The organism is Bacillus sp. ISO11 (assembly GCF_003458115.1).
Lineage (GTDB): Bacteria > Bacillota > Bacilli > Bacillales > Bacillaceae_G > Bacillus_A > Bacillus_A cereus.
Genome location: NZ_QXCO01000033.1, coordinates 1 through 18,216, shown reverse-complemented (window position 1 = coordinate 18,216; position 18,216 = coordinate 1). Strand labels below are relative to the sequence as shown.

Here is an 18,216-nt window from a genome sequence, read left to right as displayed (position 1 = left end):
TTCCCATTAAAGTTGTGTTTTACTTACCTATTAAGTTGTTAAATCCTTCAGACCATGCTGGAAATAAAGGTATCCAACTATACTCTTTACGTGCCTTATTATTGGAAGCTCCTCTTTCCCAACTATTTTTCCCATCTTGAACTTTAGGCTTAGGTGCTCCTATCGCTGCTGCATATATTGGTAACCATTCTTTACTAGTTGCTGGATAACTATCTACAATATTTACGATTCCTGAAGGCCAATTAAGGGCTAGCATAGTAGCTCTTGCAGCATCTTCGACATGTATAAACGAGCTTGATTTGCTATTAATCCGTTTTCCGCATACCATGTTCCTGGTCCATATAATGTGCCATAACGAAGTATAACCGATTCAGGTAACTCAGTAACAGCTTCTTCTAATTTTAATATGCCATTAACAGTGACTTGCCGAGGCGCGGAAGCAGTAATATGTAGTGAATCTTTTTCAGTCGCAAATGTATCCCCTGGTTCATACGCCCATGAAATACTTTGAGCGATTATTTTCTGTACCCCTACATTTTTAGCTGCATCGACAAGGTTACGAGTGCCTTTTGTTCTAATTTTTGCATTATCCTCAAAATTCCATGATGACAATGACGTTAATTGATGAATAACTATATCGGGATTTGTTTCTTCTAATACAGAAAATACAGACTCTCTATTAAATACATCAGCTATTACTGGTATGGCACCAACCTTTTTCATTGCTTCTACTTGCGAAGTAGTACGGATCATCGCAAACACCGTGTGCCCATTTTTTATTAACAGTGGTAATAAAGAACGTCCTATTACACCAGTTGCACCTGCTACAAATATTTTCATATATGTTCCTCCTCATTTAGTAATCATAAATGTGACGAAACATTTGTAAGGTATGTGACAAATATTTACTCATTTTTTTCGTTATTCATATGAAACATATACTTTTAATGGTTTAATTATCCCTAAACTCAATTCATCAAAGCATTCTATGAGTGAAGTATAATGTATTTCATGTTGAAAGATCTCTTCTATAAATGGTGTTTTTCCTATTTCTTCAAAAAACCAATCTGCATGCTTTTGATAATCGGATCCATCACTTGATCCAATGATTTGCAATTCTTTCTGATAAAAGTTAGCAGTTAATGTTAGTTCTTCTATATTACCATCAGACAGTATACATATTTCACCATTAGTTTTAAGAGTTTTTTGCAAAGTATGGAACCCACTATTTGTAGCAGAACATTCAAAACCATAATTATATGTTTCTATTATTTTCTCTTCTGAATCATATATGTTTTTCGCACCAAACTTCTTTGCAAAATCTCTTCTATTTTTATTAGGCTCAACAACATCCACGTGCTCAATGCCTACATAGTATTTTAAGAAATTACAAGCGAGTAAACCAATAACTCCCATTCCAGTTATAAGTACTTTTTCATCCTGTCGCGGGTTTAGTTTCAATACTCCTTTAGCGGCATCACATGAAAGAATAGATAATAAAGCAACTTTAGGTTGTATAGAACTAGGCACTCGGATTACTTTATGCCCCTTAACTATCCCTATCGTTTCATGTCCATAAAAAGAAACTACTTTATCACCTACGTTTACATGTGTTACTTTATTACCAACTTCAATCACTTCACCATAACTTTCATATCCAGTTTTTTTAGATAAAAAGGATTCGTTTCCGTAACATCGGATCCATTATACTGTGGTAACTCGGCCCCAATGCTTATCGCTCCTGCAATTGTTTTAACGATAATTTCATCGTCCTGTATGTCCTTAATTTCATTTATTTCCCACTTGAGTTGTTTAGGCCCTTTTAAAATTAATTTATATTGTTCCATTTATATCCTCTCTTTTTATAAAGATGTTATAAGTAATATTGTTATCCATCTAGTTATCGACTATATTTATTTACCCACTAGAGAAATTACCCTTGCCCACGTTTATACCGTTACTGCTCCTGTACATTACTGTTCAGCATCTAACACTTTAAGATTACTATTCTGATAACATTTTAAGAAAAGTTGTTGCCGCCCAAATGAAATACGCAAGTTGCGTAACGATATACATCGTAATTTCAAAACCTGTAAGCTTTCTTTCCTTTTTTATTTTCTTTAAATATCTATAAAAACAAAATGAACATAAAATCAGTAAAACAATAGACATTTGATATAGATTTTCCACTAAAAGAACTGCCATTTATTTCATCACCTTTCCAATAAAGTGAAACTTTAATCAGTGGGGGGTTTGTTCATCCTCCACTGATTATCAGCCCTCACCAGTCGGGATTTAACGGGATAAAAAATATATAGTTCAAGCATATCATTTTAACGGAACTAATTACCGCAATTTTCAAATTAAATGAACTTCCTAAGTAAAAGAAGTAACTTTTTGGAAATGTTTCAATACAATATTATGTAATTCAATACGCTCTATATAATATTAGATTAGGTTTTCTTTTACTGTACATGCTTAGGAGGAAGTTTTACATGCAAATTGATTCATAACATACAAAAAACGTTTAATAACCTATGTAACTACGATACGGTCAATTTAATACACGCTATTCAATCATTAAATATTTCACTTCATAAAATATCTCCTTTTATTACTTCACCAGTTAATCTTGAATACGGACGGAACGTTATCTATCAGTCTGAATTTGTAGAGATTTTAGTATTAAATTTCCCCAGCAAAGCAAAGACTTTTGTGCACGATCACGGAATATCTGTAGGATGTATACTAATAGTCAATGGTACGCTACAAAATATAACGTACGAAAATAATAGCGAGCGGATTGAAGAGTTTACAGAGGGAAATATTTTCACAGTAAAAAAAGATACTGTGCATAAAATGTATAATGCTACAGATTCGGCAGTAATAACTTTCCACGTATATTCCCCCCCATTAAAAGATGTCCAAATATATGAATAGTCTTTAGAAGGAGGAAATATGCAAAATTTGAAAGATTACTATATAAAGAGCTTACAAGATGGTCGTAACGTTTGGCTCTATGGACAAAAAGTAGATGTAACTACAGACAAACATTTTGCAGGAACATTAAGTACCATTTCTAATTTATTTTCATTGTTTGATGATCCAATACGAAGAGATTCTATTGGATATGTTAGCCCAAAAACGAAAGAATTTGTCCATACAGCCTTTTTAATTCCGAATTCCTATAACGAATTATTAATGAGGAGAACCGCTTTTGAAACGTGGAGTTATGCTACAGACGGTGTAATGAGTAGACTATCTGATTACGCAAGATCGAGACTTACCGGCTGGTACGTATCAAAATATTTTTATAAAAAATTCGATGTACAGTTTCCAGATAAAATTACATCTTATTATGAAGAAGCGAGAGATAATCACTTGTTCTTAAGCGTAGTTCAACGTGATCCACAAATAAATCGATCTACAGAATCAATGTTGAATACAAATGACTTAGGATTACTAAGAGTTACGAAGAAAACTTCTGACGGAATTTATTTAAGTGGTGCTAAAATGATCGGTACTGCTTCTCCTTATTCAAATGATTTATTAATCTATCCATTAGCAAAACTGACTGATACTCAAAAAGATTTAGCTCACTTTCTCATTGTGGCAGCCAATTCTCCTGGATTACATATGGTTTGTAGAGAACCATTTGCGAATACACATTCAATTACAGTTGATTCCCCTCTTAGCTCACAGTACGATGAAACGGATGCACTATTAATCTTTGATAATGTATTTGTACCATGGGAACGTGTCTTACTATATAACAACCCTGAAGCGTTATGGGCAATAAAGTCAGATATAGCTTCTAGTAGTTTAGCTTATCACCAAGCAATTGTACGATTAGTAGTAAAGCTAGAATTTATAACTGCAATTGCTTGTGAAATTGCTGAAGCAATCGGTGCTACTACTTATTTGCATGTTCAAGAGAAGCTTGGGGAATTAATTATGCAAATCGAAACAATTCGCGCACTTTTAATTGCTGCAGAAGTTGAAGGTACTACAAATGAAACAAAAACTTATTTGCCGAAATTTAAATATATCGAAACTGCAAGGAATCTTGGTTCCAAATATTATCCCCGTGCAATAGAAATTTTACAATTAATTGGAGCAGGTGGTTTCATTCAACTTCCTTCGAGCTCGAATGACTTCCAGAGTCCAATAGATGATTTATTGAAAAAGCACTTTAAAGGAACAAATATAGATGCCGAACAACGCACAAAATTATTTAAGTTAGCCTGGGATATTATTGGAAGCCCATTAGGATCAAGACACGAATTATACGAAAGATTTTACGCGGGAGATTCAATACGAAATACAGCTACGCAATATGTAAATTATGATAAAAATCATTTTAAAAAGATGCTAAGTAAATATTTACATTAATGAAAAAGAGCACTTTTTGCTAAGAGTGCTCTTAAAAAACATATAGTTATTCAGTTACATATATAGTTGCTCCGGCCACAACTGCTACTTTTCTCCGTAATCGTTTCATTTTATTCAGCTTTATAACCTCTGGTATATGCTTCCTATCATATTTCCTCATATAGGCTTCTCCATCTGGAGTAACTAATTGTAAAACAATCTCACAACAAACCTCCTAATTCAAATTATTCCTTTCTAAACTGAAAATCCAACTGTCTTGATTGCTTGATTTCCTCAATTACTTTACGAATACCTTCTTCAATCTTATCTTCTTTTACATTCGAAACATTTAATTTTAATAGTTTTTCTTTAGGAAAATCCCTCATATAATTCTTATCAATAGTATCGACACTTATTTGAATGTCACCTAATTTTTGTATAAGTGTTTCTGTAACTATGTTTTTCTGCATTTCTAAACAAGTGTGTATTCCAAGTGTGTTTTGTCTATTATATGTAAATAATGATGAATTTTCATTTTGCACTTTTTCTAATGTTTCTGCTAGTTTTATTGATCTATTGTAGTAGGAAGAATTAATTTTACTTTTATGACGTTCAAACATACCACTCTTTATATAAATTTCTAAAGCCGCTTGAGAAATCATCGGACTATCAATATCTAGTATTTTTTTGTATGTATAGAAAGCATTTGCAATGGATCGTGGGATGACCGCAACTCCAACCCGTAAACCTGGAAAAATAATCTTCGAATAACTTTTCAAATATATGACATGACTACAATTATCCAAGCTATATAACGGATCTGCTTTTGAATCAGTTTCTAAATCTGCTAAATAATCATCTTCCACTATAAATACATTGTATTTCTTAGCCAATAGTGTGATTTTTTCTTTCTCATCTTTAGAATAAGACGTTCCAAGCGGATGATGATATCTCGGTATCGTATAGAAGAATTTTATTTTTCCGGTTTGAAATATTTGCTCCAATTCATTCAAATCGATACCTTCATTCGTACGTTTAATACCGATTACAGGAACTTTATTTATTTCTAGATAATCAATATATAGATGATATGTTGGCTGTTCAATTAATACAGTTTCATTTCCATTCGGAAATGGTATGGAAGTTAATATAGCAAGTGCCTGCTGAACACCTGACGTTATAAAAATATTTTCTTCTTTTGTAAAGACTTGATAATTTGCTAGTTGTTTTTGAATAACTGGTATTAAAGATGGTAACCCTTTCGGCGTTCCATATACAAACAAATCATTTTTATACGTATCAATAGCCTTATTAATACAATGTTGAAAATCTAAATATGGGAAAACATCTGGATCTGGTGCTGAAGAAGCGAAATCAATTATCACGTTATTTTCTATGGTATTTCCAGATTTTTTAACAACGTAGTACCCACTTTGAGGCACGGAATAAATAATATGACGCTTTTCTAATTCGTGAAGTGCTCGTATAACTGTTGCTTTATTACATTCATATTGTGTAACGAGTGACCGTATAGACGGTAATTTCTTTCCTTCTTTTATCACTCCATGTTGAATCATGTTTTCTATATCATTTAAAACATGTAAATACTTATACATTATGACACCTCTTACGTTTATTTTGTACCGGTACAGTTTGTATTTGTTCACATTGTAGCACTAGATCAAAAAGATTACTATGTACGTATACTGGCCAGTAAGAAATTAACTACTATGAGGTGAAATTATGAAAAATACAACAAAAGCATATATATCAGCATTACTCTATTCATTTATTATTGGATTTTCCTTTTTATTCGTGAAACTAACACTAACCATTACAAGCCCTCTTGATACTCTGGCTCATCGTTTTACAGTTGCTTTCATAGCAGCAAATATTCCGGTTATTTTTGGATTCGTAAAGTTAAATATATCATTAAAAAACATACTTTCCCTTTTACCAATTGCGATATTTTATCCAGCACTTTTTTTTGCTTTTCAAGCTTTTGGCTTAGTGTATACAAGTTCATCTGAGGCGGGAATTATACAAGCGGCGATCCCTTAGCTTCCTATTTTTTGAAAGAGTATACGAATACATCACAAAAAATCTCTGTACTCATCTCCGTCATCGGTGTCATTTATATATTTATAATGAATGGTCTAGGGGCTTATGAAACTAGCGTCATCGGCGTTATTCTTATTTTGTTATCGGCATTATCATCTGCTTTCTATAATGTATTAGCACGAAAAATGGCGAATAATTTCAAGCTAATGGATTTAACCTACACAATGACAGCGATTGGCTTTATTAGTTTTAATTTAATTGCTATCGTCAGCCATATAAACAAAGGGACATTAACTATATACTTTAAACCATTTATGAACGGAACATTTCTTATTTCCATTTTATATTTAGGTTTGCTATCTTCTTTACTAACCGCATTGTTATTAAACTATTCGTTATCTTATATTGAAGCAGCTAAAATAAGTGTTTTCAGCAACTTATCTACACTTATTACAATTATCGCGGGTGTTGTATTCTTACATGAACAAATCGCATACTATCACATCATCGGAACAATCTTGATTGTTCTTGGAGTAGTGGGCACAAACTTCTTAGGAAAAAAAGGGATTGTAGTAAAGAAGAAGAATACTTCCTTAAGTAAATAAAAAGTGAGGGATATATATTGCAACGTGTAAATACGATTGATATTAGTAATGTACTAGAATTAGAAAATACTCTTTCTACTTTATTAAATGAAGTGATTTCTTCCAAGCTAGAACTTGAAAACTGGTTAAAAAAACAATCTACTTTCATTTGGGAAATTGAAGAACAATTAAAATCGCACTATATCGCTTTCCAATGTAATACAGATAATAAAAAAATTAAAGATACTTACGAATATGATCAACAATATGTACGACCTCTTTTGAAACGTTATCAAAATTCATTTGATAATAAATATTTAGAGTCACCTTTTCGAATGGAACTTGATCTAAATACGAATAGCTTACTAAATAAAAAAATAAAGAATGCGCAAACATTATTTTGTGAAAAGAACATTGATTTAGAGATAACTGAAGACAAACTAGTAACAGAGTACTTCGAAATTACAGGTGGTTTAACTGCACTATGGGACGGTGAAGAAAAAACAATTACTGAACTACAGTCTTACTTACAAGATTCAGATCGTGATATACGAAAAAAAGCAAAAACGCTTATTTCCGAAAAGTTCTTATCTGTTGAAGATAAATTACAACATATATTAAATGAATTAATCGTAATTCGTCACCAAAAAGCAAAAAACATTCAGTTAGATAATTATCGTGATTATATGTTTAAAAAACATGAACGTTTTGATTATACGCCTGATGACTGCTATGAGCTTGCTGAATCTATTCGTAAATACGTAGTACCACTTATTGATAAAATATTTAATGAGAAAAAATGTGAACTTCAAGTAGATACCCTTCGTCCATGGGATTTAAAAGCAACCGCACCAAATCAAAAAGCATTAAAACCTATCGAAGACGCGAGTGATTTAATCGAAAAAAGTTCTCTTATTTTACACAAAGTAGATCCTGAATTTTCTACATTACTGGACCGTATGCATAAAAATAATTGCTTAGATTTAGAAAGTCGTAAAGGAAAAGGACCAGGAGGATTTTGCGAATATTTGCCTGCTTCTCAATTATCTTTTATTTTTATGAATCTCAATCATACACATGATGATGTTACTACTTTCCTCCATGAAATGGGTCATAGTATTCATAATGATTGTATGAAGCAGTTAGAGCTTCATAAATATTTAGAAATCCCTTCAGAATCAGCAGAACTTGCTAGCATGACAATGGAATTGTTTTCGATGGAGTATTGGGATATTTTTTATGAAAATAAAGAAGAATTTATAGAAGCAAAATTAGATTTCTTTAAAGATATTGTTAAGTATTTACCACAAATGCTTATCGTTGATCAATTTCAGCATTGGATGTATGAAAACCCTAATCATACCGCTAAAGAAAGAAATGAAAAATATTTAGAATTACATAACGCTTACCAATCGAACATCGTAAATATTGAGGGTTATGAAAATTGGATCGCAACTGGCTGGTTACCTGTACTACACATATTCGAGATACCATTCTATTACATTGAATATGCAATTGCACAACTTGGTGCGCTACAAATGTATAAGCAATATAAAGAAAATCCTAAACAAGCACTAGAAAATTATAAAAAAGCCTTATCATTAGGTAGCTCTAAATCTTTACCGGAAGTATATGAAGCAGCTGGAATTCGTTTTGATTTTTCTGGCGAAACAATTAAAGAACTAATGTTATTTGTAGAGGGCGAATTAGCGTTACTTGAACAATTGTAAGAAGGTAGCTGTTCCTATATTTTAGGTTCAGCTTTCTTCTTTATTTTATTTATTAATTCTATGTACTGAGAATCACCATATCCGATTTTTGGAAAAAGTTGAAACAACTTTATTAATAATTCTTGATTTGATAAACCTTGATTTTTAGAGATAAATTTCATTACGATATTATCTTCTTTTAGCATTTCTAAAAATAAGTCTATAGCCTGATACATTACAGGTGGTACCTTATGAGAAGTCTTTTTATGGTTTACTAATACTTCATTGTATATAGTAGAATAATTACCCAATTCAAGTTCAATTTGATTTACTTTAAATTCATCCTCCCTGAAACTATTTAAGTATACTTTCCCTTCATAACAAGACTGTTCAAGGTATGAAAGTAAAGCAAGTAGATTCATTTGGCAAAACATATCTTCACCAAACCATAAAACAATACATTTATACTTTTTCGCAAAAAGTTTTTCTAACGGATCTATAACCTTTTTTTTATAACTTTCTACTGAACTGTTATGACCTTCTGCTCTTGTTTTAATAAACTCTTCATTAAAAACATGTTTAGTAGCGGGATTCACACACATCGCTTCGTTAAATGGAGCATAATAAGACTCACCCATTAGCTTCTCAGTTTTAAATTCTTCATACATCATTTGGCCACTCAATATGTTAAGTACATCTTTATCAAACAACTCACTATTTTCATTTCGTAACTGTTCAACTTCTATTTTTCTAGAAATATTCATTTTAAACTCTCCTTCTATTTTTAGTTTAATAAATGATTGAATAGGCATTTTGTTAAGCTGGAATTCTCTTGGATTCATTCCAAAAACATTCTTAAAAGCTCTACTGTAAGCCTCTTGCGAAGAATAATCGTAATCCAATGCAATATCTATAATCTTTCTATCATTCGTCAAATCCTCCGTAGATAAATACAATCTGCTCAAAAGAATATAGCGTCTAATACTAATGCCTGTTACTTGGTGAAATTTAAAAGAACAGTAATACGGAGAATACCCCATATAACGGGATAAATTATCTAATGAAAATCCCTTTTTCAAATTGCCCTCAATCCAATCGATCATCTGCTGTATATGTTCATTCATTTCCTTCACTCCCTATTTAAAAGTATAGGAGAAATTCGTTTCCTTCTTTTGATATTTCTTGTGTATTATAACGTGAGCCATTCACTAAAACCTTTAGACTCTATATGTAAGTGTTAATTTTATATTTTTTCAGCTATCTTATTTTGTCATCCTTCTATTAAATTTTCAATTTCCGTAAACTAATATTTGGGCAAAACCTTACTAATTATTAACAAATAAATTACATGATATTTCATTTTAAAGGATTTCAAAAGTTAAACACGAATTTTGTAAATTATGATTCTTTAATCCTCTCGTTAAAAAATTCAAATTTGGAAAGGACGTTACAATGAACAAGCTAGAAACAGAAATACTTCACTTTATAAATGAACAATATCCGTTACATTTTATTACCATTAAACCCATAACAAATGAAATGTATCAATGTCTTACAGAACAAGGTACTTACTTCATTAGAATTACAAACTATAAAACATATGAAAAACAATTAGAAGAAGTTACATATACGAATTTTTTATACCAAAACGGCTTAGATGTTCCACCAATACTCCCTTCTTTACAAGGGAATCTTGTAGAAAAATTAACATTAGACAAGGAGCTTTTTACAGTATTATATAAATCTGCTCCTGGTATACATTTACCAAGGTGCGAATGGAATTCTACTATATTTAAAAAGCTTGGTCAACAAATCGGAAAATTACACCGTATTTCTAAAAGCTTTGAAAAGACTACACAGGTTAAACATATAAACGATTGGTATGAAAATGAAGAATATAATTTTCTTAAGTATATCCCTAAAGAAGAAACTATTATTAGGGATATTGCATCTGACGTTTTAAATTCTATAAAAGAGCTACAAAAATCCACTTCAAATTATGGATTAATTCACGGGGATCTATGGTTAGAAAACATTTTAGTTGAAAACAATACAAACTTAACAATGATTGATTTTCAAGACTGTGAAAAACATTTTTACATATTCGATTTAGCAGTTCCAATCTATAGCGCGATAGAATACTCATTTGTTGGAAATGGGAATATTGTTGACTATAAAAATTCTATTACAAAAGCGATACTTGATGGATATCAAGAAGAAAATGAAATATCTACAGAAATGATAAAAAAACTTCCTTTGTTTATAAAATTAAAGGAGATTTTTGAATATAGTTTAATGCATATGTATTGGGATAAAGAGGAATTAACTGAGGAACAAATACGGATAATGAACCTTTATAGGATGAAGATTGAAAATAATCGTTCTCTCATTAATATTTAACATAAGTGTTGTTCAACTACATGGTAATGATAGTTGAACAACATCCTATAATTACTAATTTATTTTAAATGGTATTCTACATTTCATCTTTTATAAATTGATGTTCCTTCTTATGTTTTTTCTTAATTACAATTGCTTTATACAAAGATACTATACCTAATATAGCAAATAAGATGATTATAGGAATACGAACAATATGTGGAACATAGCGCGGTAGAAAGAAAAGACGAACTTTATCATCTACACTAAATATCTCAAAAATTAACGGGACTACACTTTGATGAATCAAAAAAAAGATACCCATAAATACTAAAAGAACAACAATAGCTAGTTTTTTCTTAGGTAATTCAACTGCTTTTCCGTTATCTTTCTTTTTGTTATCATCACGCAATATTTTCATGCCATTCTTCATTTCAAATAGCAATTCAGATCCACTTTTTTCAAGTTTTAAGTAAGCAATTCGCCCAAACCACCAAGCAAAAAACATTCCTGTACAAATGCCAGTCAACACACCTAGCCATTGTAAGAGCTGTACATGTAGTAATGTCCCAAGCCATACAACTAACAAAGCGGGTATAGTTGTTGCTAGTACCATCACCATCATTAACCACGTTGTTATAAACATTTTACTCGCATTCATATCATCACCTGAGATAACACTCCCTCTCCCGCGGCGATGAGGATCAGTTATTGGTACTAAGTTAAATACAGAAAATAACATAATAAGACCTGCAGCTCCACCAAGTAATGCTGGTATTACTGTAAATACCCAAGGATAAATGAAAGTAAGTCCGCTAGAAATCGTGAAAATAATTGTTGTTAAAATTGTAATTGGACCAACTGCTAGCAACCATGCAAATTGACGGCCACGCACATCAATTCGTTCTGCGTCAGGTGTCGTCAAAGTTAACCATAATGCACTCCCCTCGAAACCATATATATTACAGGAAAACATACTTGTGAATACAATCATAATTATCCCTGCCCAAGGCATTAAGTACGATATATTAGCGCTTGTAACTAAAATACCATAAAATACCCCTATCCAAATACCCATCCGGAGGAAACGGCCTCGTTGTGGATCTCTTCCCCAACTTTTTAATTCTTTCGTAATTGTTGCTCCCATTTTCGTTTCTGAAAAGAAACGTAAAGATTTTCTATGTTTATTAGTAATAATCCTTCCTTTGATTTTCTTAGTCACTGTACTTTTCATCAATAATGTTGTCCATATAAAAAAGAGAAATCCACATAATATTGTTAAAAGCATTAAAAAAACAAAAGCTAATAGCCAATTGGATTGAATCGCATACTCTACAGCGAGTATCGCCCAACTAGACGGAAACATGTAATGTAAAGTTGAATCACTAAGTGTCATCTTATTAATAGCAGGAAGTACATACCATCCCACATTTAGAAACGCTATAATGAAACCAAAGAGCATTGCTCCCACTTCCATGCCAATCCTTGATTTCAACGTCTCACCAATAATACTAACTACTACTTTTGATAACAATACTACAAATATTAATTGTAAAATAATTGCTGGAACTGCAACTATAGTTGCATATATGCTAACCCTAGCTGCGTAAATGAATAGTCCTATGAAGGCTATTAAACTAACGATTGGTCCTAATCCTATAAAAGCTACAACAAGTAACGCCCTAGCAAATTTATAAGGAGTAAATGGAAGCAACACGAAATATTCAGGACGTAATATTCCATCTCCCCCAGCGATAATTGGACCCAAAACCCACCCTACTGTCCACAGAGCAAATGCAATGTAAAGAATACTATGTGAAACGTTATGTTCCGTAGGATAAAAAGAAAAAAGTAGCATGGTTCCAATTGCAATCAATAAACCAACTATTCCTGTAATAATGAAAAGAACTGCTTTACCACTATTCATTGAATTTTTAAGGATAGACAACTTCATTCGAATCAAAACACTAACCAAGACAGTTCCTCTCCTTTAACTGCAGGAATCCCTATTAACTGAACGAAAATGTCTTCGAGAGTTTCTTCACCGCAAACATCTCCCATTGTTCCTGAAGAAACCACTCTTCCTTTTGATATAATTGCAACGTGATCACAAAGTTGTTGAACTAACGCCATGACGTGACTTGAAAATACTACTGAACCACCCGAACTAACAAATTTCTGTAAAATCTTTTTGATAGTAGCTGCAGAAATAGGGTCAACCGCCTCAAACGGTTCATCGAGAACAAGTAATTTCGGCGCATGAAGAAGTGCAAGTGCAAGACCGATTTTCTTACGCATACCAGTAGAGTAATTAATAACTAGAGTCCCTTCAGTATTATTTAACTCTAAAATTGTAAGTAATTCTTCTGTTCGCTGAGCAACTTCCTTGGCATTCATTCCTCTTAACAATCCCATATATGTTAATAATTCGCGACCAGTAAGTCTTTCCGGTAAAGATAACCCATCTGGTAATACTCCAATCAGCGTTTTAGCTTGTTTTGGATTACTCCAAACATCAATTCCAAAAACTTTTGCGCTCCCACTATCTGGTCGTAACAAACCAACGGTCATTGATAAAGATGTAGTTTTCCCTGCTCCATTAGGCCCAACAACTCCGTAAAAAGATCCTCTTGGCACAATTAAATCAATATGATTAACTGCAATAAATTCTCCGAAACGCTTATGTAGTTTCGAAAGCTGTAGTGCCGGAGCAACTTGCTCAAATTCAGTATGCATTGAAATTGCTTCACCAGTTTTCATAAAATGGACTCCTTCTTTACAAATGTAATATCCGATTACAAATCTCAATAACCTTACTCATCCAATTGCATTGTTAGAACGGATATAATAAAAAATGAATTTAGGAAGAGCTTTTCTTTACTTACAATGCTGCGCTACCAAATCATTTAAATATTCAATGTTTGTAGCCGTTACATTTTCAGATATTCTAGCCGCAATAATAATAGGTGCCCATTGAAAAATTTCATCTCTCGTTAATCCAGTATTTCTGCAATAAATATGTAAATACATTTCAGCTAATTCTACCGAAGATTGTGAGTACAACAAGTATGTTCGAAACACATCTGCGCGAATGTCACCTGAACTAGCATCAACCCAATCTATAATATTTACGCTCTTATTACTCAAAATTAGATTAAACGGATGGAAATCCCCATGACATAATCTAGGTCCAAATTTGATTGAATGTAACTTATTCAATATATTTCTCTTTTGTTTTTCATCCAATTTATAAACAGATTTAATTTGTCGCTCTAACCTTTCTCTCATTGATTCTATTTCATCTGTGTTCACACGAATAGAATGAATCTTCTTTTGTTCATTCACACAAATATTTATGTAATGCTCTGCCTCATTTAAATTATTTAGCAGGAGATTACCAATACTATCTCCTTTTACGTATTCCATAATAATTGCCTGTCTATTTTTTATCTTTGTCACTTCAAATACGTTTGGAACTGGTAGCCCGCATGAATAAGCATATTTTTGTTTTTTTGCTTCATTTATAGACTCTGTATCTGGAAGATATTCTTTAAATAATTTTACAACCTTACTATCATAGAGATAGATTTCTGCTGTATTCCCATTAGCTATCGGATTTCCTAAATTCAATTCATTTCCCTCCTTACTATAAATTAAGCTGACACCTTATACTCCTATATAAATTCAGTGTAATTATGCGGAAACCCTTCTCTACGAAAATATAAAAACTTACCACTTTCTATCCTTAAATAGAAAGTGGTAAGTTTAATTTACTAGGAATATCGGAAGGAAAATGTGGTGTATGCACAATTGAAAATGTATATCCTTGCTCAATAAATGATACTTCATTACGTTTACATTCAAATGATACACTATTTTTCTTAAAGTTATTTTGGATTCGCTGTAAAAATGCGCCGTCTGGTGTTCCGAAAGAAACGTGTACTTTCGGTGGCAAAGCTTTCATCGCAATCGGAATCCATGGTCGCTGCCACCACGTTGCAACAATGTATGCAGTGCCGCCTATTACAAAGCTAAAAATATCCCCATCTTCCATCGTTTTCATATTTAGATTTGATTTCAGCCATTCCCTAAAAATAGGTACACTTTTAACAGGAAGACCAATTTCCCTTACATATAAAATATTTAAAGGTGACTGCGGTACTAATACATCTTCTTTAACATATCTATGTGCGATAATTTCGAGTAGATTTCCATCTCCGTCTTTAAAGTATAAATTGAATCGACCATCCTCTTCATCAATTATATGACCATCTTTCCATTTCGCAATGAGTAATCCAGACTCCTCAAGCCATCTTGCTGTTTCATGAAATTTTGAATATGAGATTTCAAAAGCAAAATGTGCAGGTGCAATTGGTTCATACACTTCTTGAAAACTAATTGTTGTATAAGGTGTTACTTCAAATTGAATAAATGATGCTGTTTCTATTTTTATTGGAAAAGATAATATGTCCTTATAAACTTGTTTTACCCCTTCTATGGAAACCGTTTGTAGTTTTATATCAGAAATATGTGTAATCATTTTACATCCCCCTATTTCATACTATCTATTTGTATTGTATTACACTTATAAATAGATAAAATCAAACGGAAGGATGGATTTTTCATATAGAAACTACAACTTTAGTATGAATATGTTAGCCCCAATTATTTTTTATTTCTGCTATAACAATTTCTGGTTTATCCCAGTGCAACATGTGGGTAGTATCAGGAATTACTTTTACTATACTGTCAGTTTTCTCTTTGAAAACATTTACTGTCTTATCTCTATAATCCGCCCAAACTTGTGGAACTGTAGCTCGAAGTAATACAATATTAGCCGGCAGCTTCTCATATATATCTATCGTTTCATCTTTATGCATACCTCTTATTATATTACTAGCTGTATTCCCCCTGGCATGCCACCATACTTTATTATCCATTTCGACCCCTAGGTCCTTTACAGCAACTTCTAACAATGAAGACCACCTAGTATAAGCTTCTTTTTCACTTTTGAAAAATTCGTCCCAATTATTAAAAACGTATTCATCAAAGTCCTTTTTATAATAAGCAATTTCTTCTTCCAATGTTTCTTCTTGAAGCCTTTTTGTTTGATATCCACCATCAATAAGAATACTTCCTTGTACTTTTTCTGGATGATTTAACAAATAAAATAACGCTACAAAACTTCCCCATGAATGTGATAGAAAATAAAAGTGTTCGATTCTCAATCCATTTATTAATTCATTTAACCAATTTGCTAAATTGTGCATCTCATAATCTTCCGTTCTTTCAAAGGGCGGTGTTTTACCATGTCCAGGTGCATCAACGGAGATAAATCTATACTCTTCTTTTAATTCCTCAGCAATTTCTATAAAACTTAAACTCGTACTTCCTAATCCATGTAAACAAAAAATAACAGGTTTATCCTTATTCCCCCATTCAGTAATATGTACGTTTAATTTTTCATTGTTAATATAGTAACGTTTCAAAACACTCATCCTCTATATTTCGATTTTTCAATTTACACTTTATTTATTTCTATTATTTTCAAGTATTTCCTGCATTCTTTTCCACACAAAAAGCTGCTTTTCTTTAAATGAAAAGCAGCTTTTACACTAAAATATATTATAATTTAACAGCGATAATCATAAATCTTTTTGAATTCGTACGAATCCCTTTTTCAGAACTATTCGTTTCAATGAACTTTTGTAAAATAGTAAAATCCTCTTCCTCTTCTCCAAATCTAGGAATAATAGGCGTATGTTTTAATACGAAAATGAGATCTTCAGGCGTACTGTAATAATCAGTAACATCATATTCACGTACTTGCACGAAATCAAATCCTGCACTAATAAGTTCATCCATATACTTTTCTTTTAATGTGCCATCTCGTTCACCTAAGCATTGTCCTCTGCCAAATGCTTCTTTCAGGTTTAATTTATCATTCTCACTTACTTGTTGTGTTAAGAAAAAGGCACCCTTTTTCATTACTTTTGCTAACTCAGATGCTAGAAACGGAGCATGACAACTTGAAGCAATATCAAAATGGGCATTCGGAAATGTTAAAGCTTCAGAACCCATTTGAAGAAACTCAACATTTTGTACACCTGATTTTTTCAAGTTAGAATGTGCCGTTTCAATCATGCCGTTAGAATTATCAATTCCAATTAACAATTTAGCTGATGATGCTATGTTAAGTACATTTTCTCCTCCGCCTGTACCAACATCAAGTAAAATATGTGATGGTTTACACCTTTCTTTTACCTCACTATAAAAGTCCCATGTATCTCCTACAGTTTCACATTTTATTTTGCTAAAATCCCATCCATTTAATCTTCCTACTTTATCATAGAAGCTTTTATACTCTAATTCGTTCATCTTATTACTTCCCCTTTGTAAAAATAAATTAAATATGTATAATAACCTACGACACTCCTTAATTATATATTATAAAATACAAATTATTAAAACAATATTTCCCTTCACACTACAATAAGTTTACATAACATTTTTATGGTTTATCTTTATCTATATATTCTAAATGCCCTCTTCCCCAACTACACATACTATCCAAAACAGTACTGACTGTTTTTCCATGTTCAGTTAAGCTATATTCTACTTTAGGTGGTATTTCTTGATAATGCTTATGAATCTTATAAATCTCTTTCTCTTGTAAAAAGGCCTGGCCATAATAATGAAATTGCACATACTGTTCTATATTTAATGCAAAATAGTTTTACTACGGGTAATGTATTATTTCCAGATGGAGGGTACACATATCATTAAATTATTAGCAACAAAAGCCCCTTATTACAGTGGCTTTTGTTGCTAATTTAAACATCGCTGAAGTAATATAGGATTCTCTTTTATTAGTTCTGCTAACAACACTAATTGCGGAAAAGGTCATAAGATTAACTCTTTATCCAGCAACCCCTTTTGTTCTCGAATCATTCCGCCTCATCCAATAAAAGCCGCCCTAATTTCTTGAAGTGCACCCCAATTGTTAGACACAGTCTAACAATTGGAGGTGCATTTTTTATGGCTAAATTTTCTTCAAAAGAAAAAATCCAAGCGGTGAAACGATATTTAGATGGTACAGAAAGTGGAAAAAC

13 protein-coding genes and 6 pseudogenes are annotated in these 18,216 nt (G+C 32.1%); 6 read left to right on the top strand and 13 right to left on the bottom strand.

The window, feature by feature from the left end; all coding sequences use genetic code 11:
• Positions 1-19: 19 nt before the first annotated feature.
• The 3 genes and pseudogenes from D1166_RS25465 to D1166_RS25455 all read right to left on the bottom strand — a co-directional run bounded on the left by D1166_RS25465 (position 20) and on the right by D1166_RS25455 (position 2,205).
• Positions 20-840, bottom strand: a pseudogene (locus tag D1166_RS25465) (NAD-dependent epimerase/dehydratase family protein).
• 81 nt (positions 841-921) lie between these two features.
• Positions 922-1,847 (bottom strand): annotated as a pseudogene (locus tag D1166_RS25460) (zinc-binding dehydrogenase).
• 157 nt (positions 1,848-2,004) lie between these two features.
• Positions 2,005-2,205, bottom strand: coding sequence for a hypothetical protein (locus tag D1166_RS25455; protein ID WP_000279694.1), 201 nt, complete (start codon positions 2,203-2,205; stop codon positions 2,005-2,007).
• Between the two features lie 297 nt (positions 2,206-2,502).
• Here D1166_RS25455 and D1166_RS25450 point away from each other — a divergent pair, with 297 nt between their 5' ends.
• Both D1166_RS25450 and D1166_RS25445 read left to right on the top strand, forming a co-directional pair.
• Positions 2,503-2,940, top strand: a complete 438-nt coding sequence (locus tag D1166_RS25450) for a cysteine dioxygenase (RefSeq protein ID WP_098318727.1) — start codon at positions 2,503-2,505, stop codon at positions 2,938-2,940.
• 18 nt (positions 2,941-2,958) lie between these two features.
• The gene (locus tag D1166_RS25445; protein WP_098318726.1) at positions 2,959-4,392 is read left to right on the top strand and encodes a 4-hydroxyphenylacetate 3-hydroxylase family protein; all 1,434 of its coding nucleotides are present in this window, start codon (positions 2,959-2,961) and stop codon (positions 4,390-4,392) included.
• A gap of 224 nt (positions 4,393-4,616) precedes the next feature.
• On the opposite strand, the gene D1166_RS25440 is transcribed toward D1166_RS25445, so the two are convergent.
• Positions 4,617-5,987 (bottom strand): aminotransferase-like domain-containing protein, encoded by a 1,371-nt coding sequence (locus D1166_RS25440; RefSeq protein ID WP_048568108.1) that lies wholly within the window; start codon positions 5,985-5,987, stop codon positions 4,617-4,619.
• 127 nt (positions 5,988-6,114) lie between these two features.
• On the opposite strand from D1166_RS25440, the pseudogene D1166_RS25435 reads away from it, so the two are divergent.
• Positions 6,115-7,037, top strand: a pseudogene (locus D1166_RS25435) (DMT family transporter).
• Between the two features lie 17 nt (positions 7,038-7,054).
• Positions 7,055-8,746, top strand: a complete 1,692-nt coding sequence (locus D1166_RS25430) for a M3 family oligoendopeptidase (RefSeq protein ID WP_098318725.1) — start codon at positions 7,055-7,057, stop codon at positions 8,744-8,746.
• Positions 8,747-8,760: 14 nt separating this feature from the next.
• Here the strand turns inward: D1166_RS25430 and D1166_RS25425 are convergent, their stop codons facing one another.
• Complete coding sequence (locus D1166_RS25425) at positions 8,761-9,849, bottom strand: helix-turn-helix domain-containing protein (RefSeq protein WP_118043477.1); 1,089 nt, start codon at positions 9,847-9,849, stop codon at positions 8,761-8,763.
• A 328-nt stretch (positions 9,850-10,177) separates the two neighbouring features.
• Between D1166_RS25425 and D1166_RS25420 the strand changes: the two genes are divergently transcribed.
• Positions 10,178-11,125: a phosphotransferase enzyme family protein gene (locus tag D1166_RS25420; protein ID WP_118043476.1), complete on the top strand. Its 948-nt coding sequence runs from the start codon at positions 10,178-10,180 to the stop codon at positions 11,123-11,125.
• Positions 11,126-11,201: 76 nt separating this feature from the next.
• Here D1166_RS25420 and D1166_RS25415 read toward each other — a convergent pair whose 3' ends face one another.
• The 7 genes and pseudogenes from D1166_RS25415 to D1166_RS25385 form a co-directional block, all read right to left on the bottom strand.
• A complete protein-coding gene (locus D1166_RS25415; protein WP_098318723.1) occupies positions 11,202-13,079 on the bottom strand; it encodes a hypothetical protein in 1,878 nt (625 codons plus the stop codon).
• A complete protein-coding gene (locus tag D1166_RS25410; RefSeq protein WP_098318722.1) occupies positions 13,064-13,864 on the bottom strand; it encodes an ABC transporter ATP-binding protein in 801 nt (266 codons plus the stop codon). The genes D1166_RS25415 and D1166_RS25410 overlap by 16 nt, the downstream gene beginning before the upstream one ends.
• A gap of 117 nt (positions 13,865-13,981) precedes the next feature.
• The gene (locus D1166_RS25405) at positions 13,982-14,734 is read right to left on the bottom strand and encodes a phosphotransferase family protein (protein WP_098318721.1); all 753 of its coding nucleotides are present in this window, start codon (positions 14,732-14,734) and stop codon (positions 13,982-13,984) included.
• Positions 14,735-14,849: 115 nt separating this feature from the next.
• On the bottom strand, positions 14,850-15,644 hold the full coding sequence (locus D1166_RS25400) for a VOC family protein (protein ID WP_098318720.1): 795 nt from the start codon (positions 15,642-15,644) through the stop codon (positions 14,850-14,852).
• Positions 15,645-15,759: 115 nt separating this feature from the next.
• Positions 15,760-16,593 carry an alpha/beta fold hydrolase gene (locus D1166_RS25395; RefSeq protein WP_000833438.1) on the bottom strand — a complete coding sequence of 278 codons (834 nt, stop codon included), beginning with the start codon at positions 16,591-16,593 and terminating at the stop codon, positions 15,760-15,762.
• A 136-nt stretch (positions 16,594-16,729) separates the two neighbouring features.
• Entirely contained in the window at positions 16,730-17,482 is a 753-nt protein-coding gene (locus D1166_RS25390) for a class I SAM-dependent methyltransferase (RefSeq protein WP_098318719.1), read from the bottom strand.
• A gap of 133 nt (positions 17,483-17,615) precedes the next feature.
• Positions 17,616-17,750 (bottom strand): annotated as a pseudogene (locus D1166_RS25385) (winged helix-turn-helix transcriptional regulator); the annotation flags it as partial.
• Here D1166_RS25385 and D1166_RS25380 point away from each other — a divergent pair.
• Positions 17,747-17,890: pseudogene (locus tag D1166_RS25380) on the top strand (SDR family oxidoreductase); the annotation flags it as partial. The pseudogenes D1166_RS25385 and D1166_RS25380 sit on opposite strands and share 4 nt — an antisense overlap.
• A 42-nt stretch (positions 17,891-17,932) precedes the next feature.
• Here D1166_RS25380 and D1166_RS32205 read toward each other — a convergent pair.
• Positions 17,933-18,040: pseudogene (locus D1166_RS32205) on the bottom strand (NUDIX hydrolase); the annotation flags it as partial.
• Positions 18,041-18,216: the final 176 nt, after the last annotated feature.

Bases quoted from the DNA above. Each gene is read 5' to 3' on its own strand.
- D1166_RS25410 (WP_098318722.1), bottom strand. From the start codon at position 13,864: ATGAAAACTGGTGAAGCAATTTCAATGCATACTGAATTTGAGCAAGTT.
- D1166_RS25425 (WP_118043477.1), bottom strand. From the start codon at position 9,849: ATGAATGAACATATACAGCAGATGATCGATTGGATTGAGGGCAATTTG.
- D1166_RS25400 (WP_098318720.1), bottom strand. From the start codon at position 15,644: ATGATTACACATATTTCTGATATAAAACTACAAACGGTTTCCATAGAA.
- D1166_RS25440 (WP_048568108.1), bottom strand. From the start codon at position 5,987: ATGTATAAGTATTTACATGTTTTAAATGATATAGAAAACATGATTCAA.
- D1166_RS25455 (WP_000279694.1), bottom strand. From the start codon at position 2,205: ATGGCAGTTCTTTTAGTGGAAAATCTATATCAAATGTCTATTGTTTTA.
- D1166_RS25445 (WP_098318726.1), top strand. From the start codon at position 2,959: ATGCAAAATTTGAAAGATTACTATATAAAGAGCTTACAAGATGGTCGT.
- D1166_RS25390 (WP_098318719.1), bottom strand. From the start codon at position 17,482: ATGAACGAATTAGAGTATAAAAGCTTCTATGATAAAGTAGGAAGATTA.
- D1166_RS25420 (WP_118043476.1), top strand. From the start codon at position 10,178: ATGAACAAGCTAGAAACAGAAATACTTCACTTTATAAATGAACAATAT.